The following is a 15,398-nucleotide window of genomic DNA, read 5'->3' as shown; positions in this document are numbered from 1 at the left end:
TGCGGATGAATCTCAATGCGGCAACGACGGGCGGAAGTTGCCCGGAACCTCCCCGGAACCCAGAGGAATTGGCAATGACTCGCCACCCGCGAACCAGAACTTGTCACCATGTGCAATCGTGTGCGTACATGGAGTGGCCTACGGATCCGAGGGGACGGGCCGTGGGGCGTGTGTGAAGGGCGGGGGGATGATCTGTCATGACAGCGGGGGTGGCACCGGGCTCCGTGCTCGGTCGGGAGGTCTCCCGGTCTGTCCTGCGCGAAGCGCCGGGACAGCCGGTTCAAGGAGTGACACAGGTGAGAGCGGCCCTGACCGGGCTGGTCCGCTCGGCGCGCCATGAGCTCCTCAGCTTCGACGACCCGGCGGGCGCGCTGGGCCACGGCATTCCGGAGCCGTTCCTGGAATTCGGCGGCGCCTGTGTTCGTACGGCCGCCGAGCAGACCAAGGCGGTCAGGCGGATCACACCCCGGAACGGGCTGACCCATCTCGCGCAGCCATGGCTCTGCCCCGGCGCGACCCGGGTGACGGACTCCATCCCGTTCAAGATGGTCGTCGCCGACCGGTCGGTCGCTGCCGTTCCGCTCGATCTGGAACTGCACTTCAACGGCGTGCTGTTGATCCGCGATCCCGTCGTCGTCCAGGCCCTGGTCCGTACCCACCGCGCCTGGTGGGCCACCGGTGACAGTCTGACCCGGCACACCGCGCCCGGCGCCGTGCCGGCCCATCTGCAGCCGGTGCTCCTGGCCCTGCTCGCCGGGCTCACGGACGAGACGGCAGCGACCCGGCTCGGCATGTCCGGGCGTACGTACAGCCGCCGCGTCGGTGAACTGCTCACCGGCCTCGGCACGACGAGCCGCTTCCGGGCGGGAGCGGAAGCGGCTCGTCGGGGCTGGGTGTAGCGAGGCCTACGGCTACGACTACGACTACGACTACGACTACGACACGATGTCCTTGCGGGAGAAGTTTCGGAAGGCGAGGGCGAACAGCACCAGGGCGTATGTCACAGAGACGGCCGCGCCCTTCACCATGCCGTTCCACTCCAGCTGCGGCTGGAGCGCGTCGATCCACGCGAACTGCCAGTGCGCGGGCAGCACATCACGCCACGACCCGAGCGCGGTGACCGCGTCCAGCACATTCCCGATGATCGTCAGTCCGACCGCTCCGCCGACCGCGCCCAGCGGGGCGTCGGTCTTGGTGGACAGCCAGAACGCAAGCCCTGCGGTGACCAGTTGGGAGAAGAAGATGAACGCCACGACCAGCGCCAGCCGCGACACCGTGTCGCCGGCGGCCAGGGAGCCGCCCGTCGGCAGCTTCAGCGGCCCCCAGCCGTATGCCGCGGTGCCCGCCGCCAGCGCCACCAGCGGCAGAAGGATCATCGCCGCCGCGCTGAAGCCGAGTGCCACCGCCAGCTTGGACCACAGCAGCCGGGTGCGCGGGACGGGGGCTGCCAGTAGATAGCGCAGCGAGGACCAGTTGGCCTCCGAGGCCACGGTGTCCCCGTGGAAGAGGGCCACCGGCACCACCAGCAGGAAGCCGGCCGAAACGAACAGACAGGTGGCGGCGAAGTTCGCGCCCGACGCCGTAGCCGTGTCGATCAGAGTGATCCGGCCGTTCTCCCCGCCGTCCGGTGTACCGCCGATCGCGAAGGCGGCGATCAGCACGAGGGGCAGCGCGGCCAGAATCCCGGCCATCACCAGCGTCCGCCTGCGCTTCAGCTGCCGTACCGCCTCGACACGCAGCGGCAGGGTGTGCCGTGCCCGGTAGCCCGGGGCCGAACCGACCAGCGTGCTCATGCGGATCCTCCGATCAGGTTGAGGAAGGCATCCTCCAGGCGGCGGTGCGGCCCGACGCCCGTCAACGGCACGTCCAGCCGGACGAGTTCGGCGATCATCCCGGTGGCGGTGGCCCCGTCGAGCCGTACGAGCAGTCCTTCGTCCGTACGGGTCGCCGAACCGATGCCCGGCAGCGCGGCGATCTTCTCGACCACCGGCTCCGGTACCTCCTCCGCGGTGGTGACGAGCAGCGTGTCGCTCTCGCCGGTGATCTCGGCGACCGGTCCTGCCTGCACCAGCCGGCCGCGGTCCATGACCACCAGATGGGTGCAGGACTGCTCGACCTCGGAGAGGAGGTGACTGGAGACGATGACGGTCCGGCCCGCGGCCGCATACCGGATCATCACGTCCCGCATCTCGCGGATCTGGGGCGGGTCGAGTCCGTTCGTCGGCTCGTCGAGGATCAGCAGATCAGGCATGCCGAGCATGGCCTGGGCGATGGCGAGTCGCTGCCGCATGCCCTGCGAATAGGTGCGTACGGCACGGGCGAGGGCGTCGCCAAGACCCGCGATCTCCAGGGCCTCCTCGATATGCGCGTCGCTCGAGGGGCGGCCGGTGGCCCGCCAGTACAGCTCCAGGTTGTCGCGGCCCGACATATGCGGCAGGAAGCCGGCGCCCTCGACGAACGCGCCGACCCGGGAGAGCACGGGCGCGCCCGGCCGGATGGCGTGGCCGAAGACACGGATCTCACCGTCGTCGGGCCGGATGAGCCCCATCAGCATGCGAAGGGTGGTGGTCTTGCCCGCGCCGTTGGGCCCGAGGAGGCCGAGGACCTGGCCCTTCTCGACGCGGAAGGACAGCTCGCGTACGGCGTAGCGGTCGGCGGACTTGGCGTACCGCTTGGTCAACCCGGTGATCTCCAGGGGTACTTCGGCGAGCTCGGGGTCGGGCGCCGGGGCGAGGACCCGGCGGCGGGCGGTGATCAGCAGGCCCGCCGCCAGCAGTGCGCCCGCGGCCGGGAGAGCCCAGGTCCACCAGGGCAGTCCCGCGGCCTGGGTCTTCACTGCGGGCGCGGTCGGCACGGCGAGCGCGCCCGCATCCAGGAGCGAGACGGTGTACGTGGCGGGGGCGGCCGGCGAGGCATAGCCGAGGTCGGTCGCGGACAGGACAAGACGCAGCCGGTGCCCGGCGTCGACGTCGTGGTCCACGGCAGGCAGGGTCAGTGTGACGTCCTTGCCCTGCTCGGCGTTCTCGACGCGGACCGGCGCGACCAGTTGGGAGGGCAGCACCTGCTGACGGCCGTCGGGCCCGACGTCGTACACCTTCCCGAACAGGACGGCGTCGCCGTTGTTGGAGGCGACCTTGACCCGGACGGTCGGCGAGCCCGTGATCCGCAGCGACCGGGCCAGCGGCGCGGAGTCGAAGCGTGCGGACTGGCCGGGGAAGTCGAGCGAGAGGCCGACACCGAGAGAGGAGAGCTGGCCGAGTCCGCCGCCGAGGCCCGGGACGGTGGAGATGGCGGGCGGGGCGGCACCGGCCGGATTGGCGAAGCGCTGCTCGCGGCCGGTGAGCGGGATCGGCTGCGCACCGCTCGAAAGACCTGGGTAGCTGTCGCCGGTCGCGCCGCGCAGCAGGGCCTGGCCGTCGGTGGAGTCGACGCCTCCGGTCCGGCTGACGCGGAAGGCGGGTCCGGTGTCCGCGCCTTTGTCCTGCCCCAGATACCGGTCGAACCAGTCGCCGATGCGGCCCTCGACGCGGCCGGTCTCCCGGTCGCCGCCGTCGTGCCCGCCGGCGATCCAGTCGACCGAGACGGGCGCGCCGTTGGCGCTGATCCGCTTGGCCATGGTGTCGGCGTGCGAGAGCGGGAAGAGGGAGTCGGCCTGGCCCTGCACGATGAGCGCGGGCACCTTGATGCGGTCGCCGACGGCGGAGGGACTGCGGCTTTCGAGGAGCGTACGGGCCGCGGCGTCGGGCTTTCCGGCGACGGCGACGCGCTCGTACATGGCGCACAGCGCGGGCTGGAAGCGCCCGCAGCCGCCCGGGTTCGCCGGGCCCGCTGCCGCGTCTGCCTCGGCCGCCCCGGTGGCGGCCGCATCACCGCCGGTCGCGGGACCTGCCGGGGCGTCTCCTGCCGGGGCGTCTCCTGCCGGCGCGTCGGCGGGGGCGGCTCCGTCCCTGGTACCCGCGGAGCCGGTGGAGAAGAAGATTCCGGCCCAGAGCTTTTTGAAGACGCCGTTCGGGAAGAGGGCGTCGGCCAGGTTCCAGTAGGTGATCTGGGGGGCGATCGCGTCGACGCGCTTGTCGTGTCCGGCGGCGAGCAGCGAGATCGCCCCGCCGTAGGAGGAGCCGGTCATGCCGACCCGAGGATCGCCGTCCGCGTCCAGCCGCACCTCGGGCCGTTTCGCCAGCCAGTCGATCAGCCGGGAGACGTCCTTGACCTCGAAGGCGGGATCGTTGAGCCCGATCTGCCCGGTGGACGTGCCGAAGCCGCGGGCGGACCAGGTCAGCACGGCGTATCCGTCACGGGCCAGCTCCTCGGCCTGGGCGCGGACATCGTCCTTGCTGCCGCCGAAGCCGTGCCCGATGAGGACGGCGGGCCGGCGCTCCTTGCCGCCCGTCGTGAAGTAGGAGGTGTCGATCTTCGCCCCGGGCATCTCCTGCACCCGGTCCTCACGGTGCACGGCCGGTGCGCCGTCGTCGGCGACCGCGGTCCAGGTGCCCGCGCCGGCGAGGACGGCGAAGGCGGCCACGCCTGCGAGCCATCGGCCGCGCGGCCGGGGAAGTCGGATCTGCATGGTTGAACCCTAAGCGGCTCCCCTGTGCCCTCTCCGCTGCCGCCAGGCGGAACTCATGAGCCTCCGCAGGTAGTACGCAGTACGGTCGCCGTACACCAGACGCGGTACGCACCCCTGTGGGGAAAGGCCAGGAAAGGGACCCGTATGGACATCCGGCGCGCCACGACCGTGGCCGAGCTCACTGCGGCCGAGCACCTCTACGACGGCCCGGCGCGTGCGGAGTGGGCCGAGCGCTTCCTGGCCGCCCCGGGGCATCTGATGCTGATCGCGTACGCGGACGGGACGCCGGCCGGGATGATCTCGGGCATCGAGATGCTCCACCCCGACAAGGGCTCGGAGATGTGCCTGTACGAGCTGTCGGTGGGCGAGCCGTACCGCAGGCGCGGCATCGGACGGGCACTGGTCGAGGCGTTGCTCAAGGTGGCGCGGGAGCGGGGCTGCTACGACATGTGGGTCGGCGTGGACACGGACAACGACCCGGCACTCGCGACGTACCGCTCGGCGGGGACGAAGGACGACGGCGTGTTCGCGATGCTCACCTGGGACTTCTCTTAGGCAGAGCCTCCGGAATCCGGCATTCCGTAACCTTTCCAAACCTTTCCACTCGGCCTGACGGGTATTCACGGTCCGGCGGCCCGCCATGCGTTGCACCATGCAACTGTCTTGTGTCGCAGGTCACGTCACGAGACCCTGGTCAGCGCATATGCATCTACTGACACCATGCACGACCGTACTTGCCCGTCCCCCCCGGTCAACGAAAGGTCAGGTGCACGAGATGAGAAGCACTGCCCGCCGCTATGGGGCACTGATACCCGCAGTCGCCCTTGCGGCCGGTCTCCAGTTCGCCGTCTCCCCCACCGCGCACAGCGCGATTGTCGGCGATCTCCGTCTCGCTCCCACTGCAACTGCCATACAGAACAGCTGGATTGTCGTCCTGAAGGACGGCTCGACGCGCGCCGCCGATCTGGGGGTCACGCCGAAGCACACCTACCGCAGCGTCCTCGACGGCTTCTCCACGACGATGTCCCGCGCGAAGGCGGCAGAGCTTGCCTCCGATCCGCGTGTGGCCTACGTCGAGCAGAACGCCACGGTCCACCTCAACGACACCCAGGCCAACGCGACCTGGGGCCTCGACCGCATCGACCAGCGGAATCTCCCGCTGTCGAAGTCGTACACATACAGCACATCCGCGTCGAATGTGAACGCGTACATCATCGACACGGGGATCCGCACCTCGCACAGCGAGTTCGGCGGCCGCGCGAGCGTCGGCACGGACACGGTGGGCGGCGGCCAGAACGGCCAGGACTGCCAGGGCCACGGCACGCATGTCGCGGGCACGGTCGGCGGCAAGACGTACGGCGTCGCCAAGGGCGTCAAGCTCATCGCCGTACGGGTCCTGGACTGCAACGGCTCCGGCACGACGGCGGGTGTCATCGCCGGCGTCGACTGGGTGACGGCCAACGCCAAGAAGCCGGCTGTGGCGAACATGAGCCTGGGCGGCAGCACGAACACGTCGCTGGACAACGCGGTGAAGAAGTCCATCGCCTCGGGCGTCAGCTACGCGATCGCCGCGGGCAACGGCAACATCCTCGGCCTCCCGGCGAACGCCTGCAACTACTCGCCGGCCCGCGTCCCCGAGGCGATCACGGTCGGCGCGACGGACAGTTCCGACCGGCGGGCGTCGTTCTCGAACTACGGAACGTGCCTTGATCTGTTCGCACCGGGCGTGAACATCACCTCGGCGTGGAAGACCAACGACACGGCGACGAACACGATCTCGGGCACGTCGATGGCAACGCCGCACACGGCGGGCGTCGCGGCGCTCTATCTGTCGACGCACGCCACCGCCACCCCGGCGCAGGTCCGGGACGCAGTGGTGAACAACGCCACGAACGGCAAGGTCCAGGACCCGCGGACCGGGTCACCGAACAAGCTGCTGCACTCGCTCTTCTAGCCCCGGACGAGCAACTGCCCGAAGAGCGTCTTCCCTACCGGGTACGGGCCGGGTACGGGCGCTCCTCGGGCAGCTTGCTGCCTGCCGGCTTCGCCTACTGCGACTCCGAATGTTCATGAGCCGTGCAGGGGCGCGCGGCTTTGCACCAGCCGCCCACCCGATCGTGTGCCGGCCGGGTGAGGGTGATGTGGCGTACGAGTTGATGGAAGCAGACCATGGCCGCGACGGCGGGGAGACCGGCGACGGCCGCTCCGGTCACGGTCCTGGGCGCTTCGGCGATGCACGTGATAACGGCCACTGAGCAGAAGAGCACGGCGAAGGCCCAGGAGTGCGGGGCGCTGCGGCGGTGCAGCGCGGCACGCAGGATCGAGAGGGATGCGACCATCCAGGGCCCGTACACCAGCATCGGCCACCAGGGCGCCAGGCCGTGGGTGGCACCCGGGACAGCGACCTGTCGCAGGATGTCGTGGGTGAACAGGCCCCCGAGGACGCTCACCATGGCAATGATGACCGTGCTCACCGCTGCGATGGCGTAGCTGAGGGTCTGGTTGCGAGAGAGCGTCCACCCTCTCGCCTTCATCCTGTGCATGGGGCGCCGACGGTGGCAGGAAGGGCCGATGGTCGGGGGCCGCATATCCATGACCGGCTTCGGCGGCAGGTCCAGGGGGTCGGGGGCGTCCTGCAGCAGCTGCGTCAGTTCGACGTCCGGTTCCCAGCGCCCCTGCAGCACATCGAGGTCCGGAGCGGAGATCGGTTCCTGCACGAACGCGGAAGGGTAGCCGTCCCACTGACCGGGGAGGGTGGCGTACGCCTCGCCGTACTGCTCAGCAGCAACTCCGTACGTCCCGAAGTGGTCATACCTGTCATGCATGTGATTCCTGCCGTGGACGATGTCGGTGGTAGAGGCCTTGGCCGCTCCGCAGCGGGCCGCGGCGGCAGCGTGCGAGCGCACGCGCGGCACTCACGTCGTGCAGCGACGGGCGTAATCGGCCTCGATCAGCTCCATGGCCGCCATGAAGTCCGCCAGTTCCGGGTTCCACGGCCGGACCAGGGCGGCGGCACTCTCCGTGCTGGTGTACAGGGGCCGCATGGGCGATACCTCGGAACGCGGCTTGAGCAATTCGGGCTGTGCGATAGGCGTTTTCACAGACCTCTCAACGACAACAGTCCCCCTCCGGCTGTCGGCCACCTGGATGACAAATAAATAGGAATTAGGGTAAATCTGCTATCCTATCCGGCGAGGCCCCGCCCCGGCGCTCACTACGCGAACTGCGCTCCCTCGTCAGCGAGTTGGGTGAGCAGTCCGGAAACAGGCCCGGCCCGTACGGATGAAGATTCCGTACGGGCCGGGCCTGTTGGCGGTCAGTGGTTGCGCGGGAATCCCAGGTCCACGCCCGCCGGGGCCTCCGAGGGGTCCGGCCAGCGGGTGGTGACGACCTTGCCGCGGGTGTAGAAGTGCACGCCGTCGTTGCCGTAGATGTGGTGGTCGCCGAAGAGCGAGTCCTTCCAGCCGCCGAAGGAGTGGTAGCCCACCGGGACCGGGATCGGGACGTTCACGCCGACCATGCCGGCCTCGATCTCCAGCTGGAAGCGGCGGGCCGCGCCGCCGTCACGGGTGAAGATGGCGGTGCCGTTGCCGAACGGGGACGAATTGATCAGGGCCACGCCGTCCTCGTACGTCTCCGCGCGCAGCACACACAGCACCGGGCCGAAGATCTCGTCGCGGTAGGCGTCCGAGTCGGTCGAGACGCGGTCCAGGAGCGACAGGCCGATCCAGTGGCCGTCCTCGAAGCCGTCGACCGTGTAGCCGGTGCCGTCCAGGACGACCTCCGCACCCTGGGCCGCCGCGCCCGTGACGTAGGAGGCGACCTTGTCGCGGTGGGCCTTGGTGATCAGCGGGCCCATCTCGGACTCCGGGTCGTTGCCGGGGCCGATCTTGATCTTCTCGGCGCGCTCGCGGATCTTCTGGACCAGCTCGTCGGCGATGGAGCTGACCGCGACGACCGCGGAGATCGCCATGCAGCGCTCGCCCGCGGAGCCGTACGCCGCGGAGACCGCCGCGTCCGCGGCCGCGTCCAGGTCCGCGTCCGGGAGGACCAGCATGTGATTCTTCGCGCCGCCGAGCGCCTGGACGCGCTTGTGGTTGGCGGAGGCGGTGGTGTGGATGTAGCGGGCGATCGGGGTGGAGCCGACGAAGGAGACCGCGGCGACGTCCGGGTGGGCGAGCAGCGCGTCGACCGCGACCTTGTCGCCGTGGACGACATTGAGCACGCCGTCGGGCAGGCCCGCCTCTGCGGCGAGCTCCGCAAGCAGGTTGGACGCCGACGGGTCCTTCTCGCTGGGCTTCAGTACGAAGGTGTTTCCGCAGGCGATCGCCAGCGGGAACATCCACATCGGCACCATCGCCGGGAAGTTGAACGGCGTGATGCCGGCGACGACACCGAGCGACTGGCGGATCGAGGAGACGTCGACCCGGTTGGAGACCTGGGTGGACAACTCACCCTTGAGCTGGGTGGTGATGCCGCAGGCCAGCTCCACGATCTCCAGGCCGCGGGCGACCTCGCCGAGCGCGTCGGAGTGGACCTTGCCGTGCTCGGCGGTGATCAGCGCGGCGATCTCATCGCGGTGCGCGTCGAGGAGCGCGCGGTAGCGGAACAGGATGCTGGTGCGCTGCGCGAGCGAGGACGTGCCCCAGGTCGCGTACGCCTCCTTCGCCGCCGCGACGGCCGCGTCGACCTCCTCCGCCGAGGCCAGCGCGACCTGGGTGGTGACGGCGCCGGTCGCCGGGTCGGTGACCGGGCCCCAGTTACCGGACGCGCCCTCGACGGTCTTGCCACCGATCCAGTGGTTGACGGTCTTCATTTCGTGCTCCTTCACAGATGGCGGCGTCACAGATGGCGGCGTCGGGCTGCGACCTGCCGGTCGTACTCCTCCCGGGCCTTGACCGCCGACGGCCGGGTCGCGGTCTCGGCCACCGGAACATCCCACCACGCCTGCGCGGGGGGCGCCCCCGACACAGTGTCTGCCGTTTCGGTCTCGACGTAGACACCTGTGGGAACGTCCGCCTCCCGCGCCTCGGCGAGGGCTTCGCGCAGGTCACGCACCGTCTTGGCGCGGATCACGCGCATCCCCAGCGAGGCGGCGTTGGCGGCCAGGTCGACGGGGAGCGGGGCGCCGGTGTACGTACCGTCGCCGGCCCGGTAGCGGTAGGCGGTGCCGAAGCGCTCCGCACCCACCGACTCGGAGAGGCCTCCGATGGAGGCGTACCCGTGGTTCTGCAGGATGACCACTTTGATCGGAATGTTCTCCTGGACTGCTGTCACGATTTCGGTGGGATTCATCAGATACGTACCGTCGCCGACGAGCGCCCAGACGGGCCGACCGGGCGCGGCCATCCCGACGCCGATGGCCGCGGGGATCTCGTAGCCCATGCAGGAGTAGCCGTACTCGACGTGGTACTGGTCGGCGGAACGGGCCCGCCACAGCTTGTGCAGGTCGCCCGGGAGCGAGCCCGCGGCGTTGATCACGATGTCCTCGCCGGTGATCAGGGCGTCCAGCGCGCCGAGCACCTGGGGCTGGGTGGGGCGGGTGTCCGGGTCCTCGGCCTCGTAGGCGGCGTCGACGCGGTGCTCCCAGCGCTCCTTGTCGTCGGCGTACTCCGTCTCGTACGCGGGCTCCACACGAAAACGCGTGCCCAGTGCGGCTGCCAGCTCCTCAAGGGCGGTGCGGGCGTCCGCCACGAGCGAGAGCCCGGACATCTTGTGGGCGTCGAAGGCGGTGATGTTGATGTTCAGGAACCGGACGCCCGGGTTCTGGAAGAGGGTCGCGGAGGCGGTGGTGAAGTCGGACCAGCGAGTGCCGACGCCGATCACCAGATCTGCGGTACGGGCCAGTTCGTCGGCCGTGGCGGTGCCGGTGTGGCCGATGCCGCCGACGTCGCAGGGGTGGTCGTGGGGCAGCGAGCCCTTGCCTGCCTGGGTGGAGGCGACCGGGATGCCGGTCGCGTCGGCGAAGGACCGCAGGGCCTCCTCGGCCTCGCTGTGGTGGACGCCGCCGCCCACGACGATCAAGGGGCGGCGGGCCCCGGTCACCGCGCGGCGCGCCGCGTCGAGCGCGTCCAGGTCGGGCCGGGGCCGGCGCACCTGCCAGACGCGCTCGGCGAAGAACTCCTCCGGCCAGTCGTACGCCTCGGCCTGCACGTCCTGCGGCAGCGCGAGCGTGACCGCGCCGGTGGCGGCGGGGTCAGCGAGTACGCGCATGGCCTGAAGGGCGGCCGGGATCAGCGCCTCGGGGCGGGTGACGCGGTCGAAGTAGCGGGACACCGGGCGCAGCGCGTCGTTGACCGAGACATCGCCCGCGTACGGGACTTCGAGCTGCTGGAGGACCGGGTCGGCGGGGCGGGTCGCGAACACGTCGCCGGGCAGCAGCAGGACCGGCAGCCGGTTGATGGTGGCGAGCGCTGCGCCGGTGACGAGATTGGTCGCGCCGGGGCCGATGGAGGTGGTGACGGCGTGGGTGGAGAGGCGGCGGGACTGGCGGGCGTAGCCGACGGCGGCGTGCACCATGGCCTGTTCGTTGCGGCCCTGGAAGTACGGCATACCGGTGGCGGACGGGCCTGACGTGGGGGACGTGCCGGACTCGAGGAGCGCCTGGCCGAGTCCGGCGACATTGCCGTGGCCGAAGATGCCCCAGGTGGCGTTGATCAGGCGGTGGCGGCGGCCGTCGCGCTCGGTGTACTGGCGGGCGAGGAAGGCGACGAGGGCCTGGGCGACGGTGAGTCGGCGCGTACTGCTCATCGGGGGCCTTCCTGGGCGTCGGCTTCGTACAGGGGCAGTCGGGGGTCGACGGGCTGCGTCGGCCAGGTGTCGCGGATCCAGCCGTGGTCCGGGTGGTCGCAGATCAGCCACTCGCGCTTGTCACCCGGACCGGCCATGACGTTCAGGTAGTACATGTCGCGGCCGGGCGCGGCGATGGACGGGCCGTGCCAGCCGTCGGGGATCAGGACGGCGTCGCCGGTGCGGACTTCGGCGAGGACGTCCGTACCGCCGGGCCGGGACGGGGACACCCGGTGGTAGCCCATGCCGTCGCGGTCGATCTCGAAGTAGTAGATCTCCTCGAGCTCGGACTCGACGCCGGGGCGGTGCTCGTCGTGCTTGTGCGGCGGGTAGGAGGACCAGTTGCCGCCGGGGGTGAGCACCTCGACCGCGATCAGCCTGTCGCAGGCGAAAGTGTCGGCGGCCGCGAAATTGTTGACCTGGCGCGAGCAGTTGCCCGAGCCGCGCAGCTCGACGGGTACCTCCGGCGCGGGGCCGTAGCGAGCGGGGAGTCGTCGCTCGCACTTCGCTCCTGCCAGGGCGAAGCGGCCTCCCGCACCGGAGGCGATCTGTGCATGGGCATCGCGCGGTACGTAGGCGAAGTCCGTCACTCCGCCGAACACGCTTTCCCTGCCCCGCAGTTCAAAGATCTCGTCTTGCGTCTGCACCGTGCAACCGCCGACGAGCGGCAGCACGATCCACTCGCTCTCCCCGGCGGCGAGGGAGTGTGAGCCGCCGGGCTCCAGCTCCAGTACACGGAGGCTGGAGTAGCCCCAGCCGGCCTGCTCGGGGTCGATCCGAAGGGCGTAGGGACCGCTTGCCGCGCTCCCCGCCGGCACGTATTGCTTCTGGTCGTCGGTCTCGCTCATGGCTTCTCCGTACCCCCTACAGCAGTCCAACGGCCGTATCGACCGCCCCGGCAACGTCTCCGTCGACCGGATAGAGCAGCGAGCGTCCCACCACCAGCCCCTGCACGGTGGGCAGTTGCAGCGCACCACGCCACTTCTCGTACGCGCCGTGCTGGTCGTCGCCGATCTCGCCGCCGAGAAGGACGGCGGGCAGGGTCGAGGTCTCCATCACGGCCGCCATGTCGTCGGGGTCGTCGGTGACGGGGACCTTCAGCCAGGAGTACGCGGAGGTGCCGGCAAGCCCGGACGCGATGGCGATCGACCGGGTCACTGCTTCGGCGCTGAGATCGTTACGGAGCAGGCCGTCGATCCGGTGACAGATGAACGGCTCTATGAAGACGGGAAGCTGACGCGCAGCCATCTCGTCGACGGCGCGGGCGGTGGCGTGCAGCGTGTCGAGGGAGGCGGCGTCCTGGTAGTCGATACGGAGCAGCAGCTTGCCCGCGTCGAATCCGAGCCGGTCCAGGTCCTGGGCGCGGTGCCCGGTGAACCGGTCGTCGAGCTCGAACGCGGCGCCGGCGAGGCCCCCGCGGTTCATCGAACCCATGACGACTTTGTCGTCGAGGGCGCCGAGGAGGAGCAGGTCGTCGAGGATGTCGGCGGTGGCGAGGACGCCGTCGACGCCGGGGCGGGAGAGGGCCAGGCAGAGCCGTTCGAGCAGATCGAGTCGGTTCGCCATGGCGAGGCGGCGGTCGCCGACGCCGAGGGCGCCGCGGGCGGGGTGGTCGGCGGCGATGATCATCAGGCGTCCGCTGTCCCCGATGAGCCGGGGCCGTCTGCGCCGCCGAGTGGCGGCCTCGGCGACGGCCTCGGGGTGACGGGTGCGGATCCCGACGAGCTCGGCGATGTCGACGCGGCTCACGAAGCGGCTCCGGGCGGGGGTGTGTCGCCGGGCCGGAACGGCGCGGCGGATGTCGGGGCCGGGGACGGCGGGGGCGATGCGCTGGACGACGGGGTCGGCGCGACGGGCGGGGGTGGCGCGACGGGCAGGGTCGGCGGGGCTGGGGACGGCGCGGCGGGCGCGCCCGGTTCACTGGGCGGCGGGGTCGGCGCGGCGGGCGGCGGGGTCGGGGACGGCGGGACCGGGCCGCCGGTCAGGACCTGGTCGACCTCGGCGGCGTACGGCATCGCGGTGGAGCAGGCGAGGCGGGCTGCGACGATGGCTCCGGCGGCGTTCGCGTACCGCATGACGCGCTCCAACTCCCATCCGGAGAGCAGCCCGTGGCACAACGCCCCACCGAATGCGTCCCCGGCGCCCAGCCCGTTGACCACCTCGACGGGGACGGGCGGGACCTCGGCCTGCGCCCCGTCCCGGTGTACGGCAAGGACACCTTTGGGGCCCTGCTTGACGACGGCGAGCTCGACCCCGGCGGCGAGGAGCGCACGGGCCGCGGCGTACGGCTCGCGCTCGCCGGTGGCGATTTCGCACTCCTCCAGATTGCCGACGGCGACGGTGGCGTGCGCCAGCGCCTCTGCGTAGTACTGCCGCGCCTCGGCCGGGTCCCCCCAGAACATCGGCCGCCAGTCGAGGTCGAAGACGGTGATGCCGGAGCGGTCCCGGTGGGCGAGCGCGGCCAGCGTCGCCGTACGGCTCGGCTCCGCGCACAGGCCGGTCCCGGTCATCCAGAAGACGCGCGCCGAGCGGATCTCCGCGAGGTCCAGCTCGTGCTCATGGATCTCGAGGTCGGGGGCTTTCGGCTGCCGGTAGAAGTAGAGCGGGAAGTCGTCCGGCGGGAAGATCTCGCAGAAGGTGACCGGCGTCGGATAGGCGGCGACCGCGGTCACCCAGCGGTCGTCGACCCCGAACTCCCGCAGCGCCTGGTGGACATAGTCCCCGAAGGCGTCCTGTCCGGTGCGGGTGATCACCGCCGTCCGCCGTCCGAGCCGGGCCGCCCCGACCGCGACGTTCGTGGCCGAGCCGCCGAGGAACTTTCCGAACGTGTCGACCTGCGCCAACGGGACCCCGGTCCGCAGCGGATAGAGGTCCACCCCGACCCGTCCCATCGTGATCACGTCGTACGGCTGAGGCATGCGCGTCCCTTCGGTTCGACGCCGGCTGCCCCCAGGTGTAGTGCTCCTTCCTGAACCCTGTCAACATTTTGTCCTTACATTCGGACGAAGGCTTGACACCCTTCCGCGGCGGCCGGAAAGCTCGTCCGCATGACCTCATCCGTCCCCTCCCTGAACCGCATCCGGGTCGGCTCGGCCCCTGACTCCTGGGGGGTGTGGTTCCCCGACGATCCTCAGCAGGTCCCCTGGCAGCGCTTCCTCGACGAGGTCGCGAGTGCCGGCTACGAATGGATCGAGCTCGGTCCGTACGGCTATCTCCCGAGCGACCCCGCCCGCCTCACCGAGGAGACCGCCCGGCGCGGCCTGAAGGTCTCGGCGGGAACGGTCTTCACCGGGCTGCACCACGGGCCGGCCGTCTGGGACAAGACCTGGGCGCACGTCTCCGACATTGCGGCGCTGACCCGGGCCATGGGCGCGGAGCATCTGGTCGTCATCCCCTCCTTCTGGCGCGACGACAAGACGGGCCAGGTACTGGAGGACCGCACCCTCACCCCCGGCCAGTGGCGCGACCTCACCGCCCAGACCGAACGACTGGGCCGCGAGGTGCGCGAACGGTACGGCCTGAAGATCGTCGTCCATCCGCACGCGGACACCCATATCGACAGCGAGGAGAACGTCAGCCGGTTTCTCGACGCCACCGATCCCGAACTGGTCTCCCTGTGCCTGGACACCGGGCACTACGCCTACTGCGGCGGCGACAGCGTCAAGCTGATCGAGACCTACGGGGAGCGGATCGGCTACCTCCACCTCAAGCAGGTGGACCCCGAGATCCTCGCCGAAGTCGTCGCGGACGAGGTGCCCTTCGGCCCTGCGGTCGGCCGGGGCGTGATGTGCGAACCGCCGGCCGGGGTGCCCGCGCTTGAGCCCGTACTGGCCGCGGCCCAGGCACTGGACATCGAACTCTTCGCCATCGTCGAGCAGGACATGTACCCCTGCCCGCCGGACAAGCCCTTCCCCATCGCCCGGCGGACCCGCGGTTTCCTGCGCTCGTGTGGCGCCTGACGCGAACACACAAATTGCGTCAGCGGTGTTGCCGCCTCATCACGCATGTCTCCGTTTTGCGGGTCTTCCGTCACAGTCGATCA

General features: G+C 70.5%; 13 protein-coding genes. 4 read left to right on the top strand and 9 right to left on the bottom strand.

Translation table 11 applies throughout. The features are described from left to right. Positions 1–296: 296 nt before the first annotated feature. Complete coding sequence (locus ACFYWY_RS22865; RefSeq protein ID WP_389189675.1) at positions 297–899, top strand: DNA-binding response regulator; 603 nt, start codon at positions 297–299, stop codon at positions 897–899. 36 nt (positions 900–935) lie between these two features. On the opposite strand, the gene ACFYWY_RS22860 is transcribed toward ACFYWY_RS22865, so the two are convergent. Then, on the bottom strand, positions 936–1,793 hold the full coding sequence (locus ACFYWY_RS22860) for an ABC transporter permease (RefSeq protein ID WP_389189672.1): 858 nt from the start codon (positions 1,791–1,793) through the stop codon (positions 936–938). Next, positions 1,790–4,567, bottom strand: coding sequence for an alpha/beta fold hydrolase (locus ACFYWY_RS22855; RefSeq protein WP_389189669.1), 2,778 nt, complete (start codon positions 4,565–4,567; stop codon positions 1,790–1,792). Before ACFYWY_RS22855 ends, ACFYWY_RS22860 begins: the two co-directional genes overlap by 4 nt. 144 nt (positions 4,568–4,711) lie before the next feature. On the opposite strand from ACFYWY_RS22855, the gene ACFYWY_RS22850 reads away from it, so the two are divergent. Next, the gene (locus ACFYWY_RS22850) at positions 4,712–5,122 is read left to right on the top strand and encodes a GNAT family N-acetyltransferase (protein WP_389189667.1); all 411 of its coding nucleotides are present in this window, start codon (positions 4,712–4,714) and stop codon (positions 5,120–5,122) included. 211 nt (positions 5,123–5,333) lie between these two features. Next, on the top strand, positions 5,334–6,521 hold the full coding sequence (locus ACFYWY_RS22845) for a S8 family peptidase (RefSeq protein WP_389189664.1): 1,188 nt from the start codon (positions 5,334–5,336) through the stop codon (positions 6,519–6,521). A 94-nt stretch (positions 6,522–6,615) separates the two neighbouring features. On the opposite strand, the gene ACFYWY_RS22840 is transcribed toward ACFYWY_RS22845, so the two are convergent. The 7 genes from ACFYWY_RS22840 to iolC all read right to left on the bottom strand — a co-directional run bounded on the left by ACFYWY_RS22840 (position 6,616) and on the right by iolC (position 14,274). Further along, positions 6,616–7,392, bottom strand: coding sequence for a DUF2637 domain-containing protein (locus tag ACFYWY_RS22840; protein WP_389189661.1), 777 nt, complete (start codon positions 7,390–7,392; stop codon positions 6,616–6,618). Between the two features lie 90 nt (positions 7,393–7,482). Beyond that, the gene (locus ACFYWY_RS22835; RefSeq protein ID WP_389189658.1) at positions 7,483–7,611 is read right to left on the bottom strand and encodes a hypothetical protein; all 129 of its coding nucleotides are present in this window, start codon (positions 7,609–7,611) and stop codon (positions 7,483–7,485) included. 272 nt (positions 7,612–7,883) lie between these two features. Continuing rightward, positions 7,884–9,383, bottom strand: coding sequence for a CoA-acylating methylmalonate-semialdehyde dehydrogenase (mmsA, locus tag ACFYWY_RS22830; RefSeq protein ID WP_389189655.1), 1,500 nt, complete (start codon positions 9,381–9,383; stop codon positions 7,884–7,886). Between the two features lie 26 nt (positions 9,384–9,409). Beyond that, entirely contained in the window at positions 9,410–11,317 is a 1,908-nt protein-coding gene (iolD, locus tag ACFYWY_RS22825) for a 3D-(3,5/4)-trihydroxycyclohexane-1,2-dione acylhydrolase (decyclizing) (protein WP_389189652.1), read from the bottom strand. Beyond that, the gene (iolB, locus tag ACFYWY_RS22820; RefSeq protein WP_389189649.1) at positions 11,314–12,204 is read right to left on the bottom strand and encodes a 5-deoxy-glucuronate isomerase; all 891 of its coding nucleotides are present in this window, start codon (positions 12,202–12,204) and stop codon (positions 11,314–11,316) included. The genes iolD and iolB overlap by 4 nt, the downstream gene beginning before the upstream one ends. Positions 12,205–12,220: 16 nt before the next feature. Then, a complete protein-coding gene (locus ACFYWY_RS22815; protein WP_389189646.1) occupies positions 12,221–13,105 on the bottom strand; it encodes a deoxyribose-phosphate aldolase in 885 nt (294 codons plus the stop codon). Next, a complete protein-coding gene (iolC, locus tag ACFYWY_RS22810) occupies positions 13,102–14,274 on the bottom strand; it encodes a 5-dehydro-2-deoxygluconokinase (protein ID WP_389189643.1) in 1,173 nt (390 codons plus the stop codon). The genes ACFYWY_RS22815 and iolC overlap by 4 nt, the downstream gene beginning before the upstream one ends. Positions 14,275–14,403: 129 nt before the next feature. On the opposite strand from iolC, the gene ACFYWY_RS22805 reads away from it, so the two are divergent. Beyond that, positions 14,404–15,315, top strand: coding sequence for a sugar phosphate isomerase/epimerase family protein (locus ACFYWY_RS22805; protein WP_389189640.1), 912 nt, complete (start codon positions 14,404–14,406; stop codon positions 15,313–15,315). Positions 15,316–15,398 lie beyond the last annotated feature (83 nt).

It is taken from the genome of Streptomyces sp. NPDC002870, from assembly GCF_042888505.1.
GTDB lineage: Bacteria > Actinomycetota > Actinomycetes > Streptomycetales > Streptomycetaceae > Streptomyces.
This window is presented reverse-complemented; position numbering and strand designations above follow the sequence as displayed.

Excerpts from the sequence above, each read along its gene's own strand:
- ACFYWY_RS22860 (WP_389189672.1), bottom strand. The coding sequence starts at position 1,793 with ATGAGCACGCTGGTCGGTTCGGCCCCGGGCTACCGGGCACGGCACACC.
- ACFYWY_RS22855 (WP_389189669.1), bottom strand. The coding sequence starts at position 4,567 with ATGCAGATCCGACTTCCCCGGCCGCGCGGCCGATGGCTCGCAGGCGTG.
- ACFYWY_RS22850 (WP_389189667.1), top strand. The coding sequence starts at position 4,712 with ATGGACATCCGGCGCGCCACGACCGTGGCCGAGCTCACTGCGGCCGAG.
- ACFYWY_RS22840 (WP_389189661.1), bottom strand. The coding sequence starts at position 7,392 with ATGCATGACAGGTATGACCACTTCGGGACGTACGGAGTTGCTGCTGAG.
- ACFYWY_RS22835 (WP_389189658.1), bottom strand. The coding sequence starts at position 7,611 with ATGCGGCCCCTGTACACCAGCACGGAGAGTGCCGCCGCCCTGGTCCGG.
- mmsA (WP_389189655.1), bottom strand. The coding sequence starts at position 9,383 with ATGAAGACCGTCAACCACTGGATCGGTGGCAAGACCGTCGAGGGCGCG.
- iolD (WP_389189652.1), bottom strand. The coding sequence starts at position 11,317 with ATGAGCAGTACGCGCCGACTCACCGTCGCCCAGGCCCTCGTCGCCTTC.
- iolB (WP_389189649.1), bottom strand. The coding sequence starts at position 12,204 with ATGAGCGAGACCGACGACCAGAAGCAATACGTGCCGGCGGGGAGCGCG.
- iolC (WP_389189643.1), bottom strand. The coding sequence starts at position 14,274 with ATGCCTCAGCCGTACGACGTGATCACGATGGGACGGGTCGGGGTGGAC.
- ACFYWY_RS22805 (WP_389189640.1), top strand. The coding sequence starts at position 14,404 with ATGACCTCATCCGTCCCCTCCCTGAACCGCATCCGGGTCGGCTCGGCC.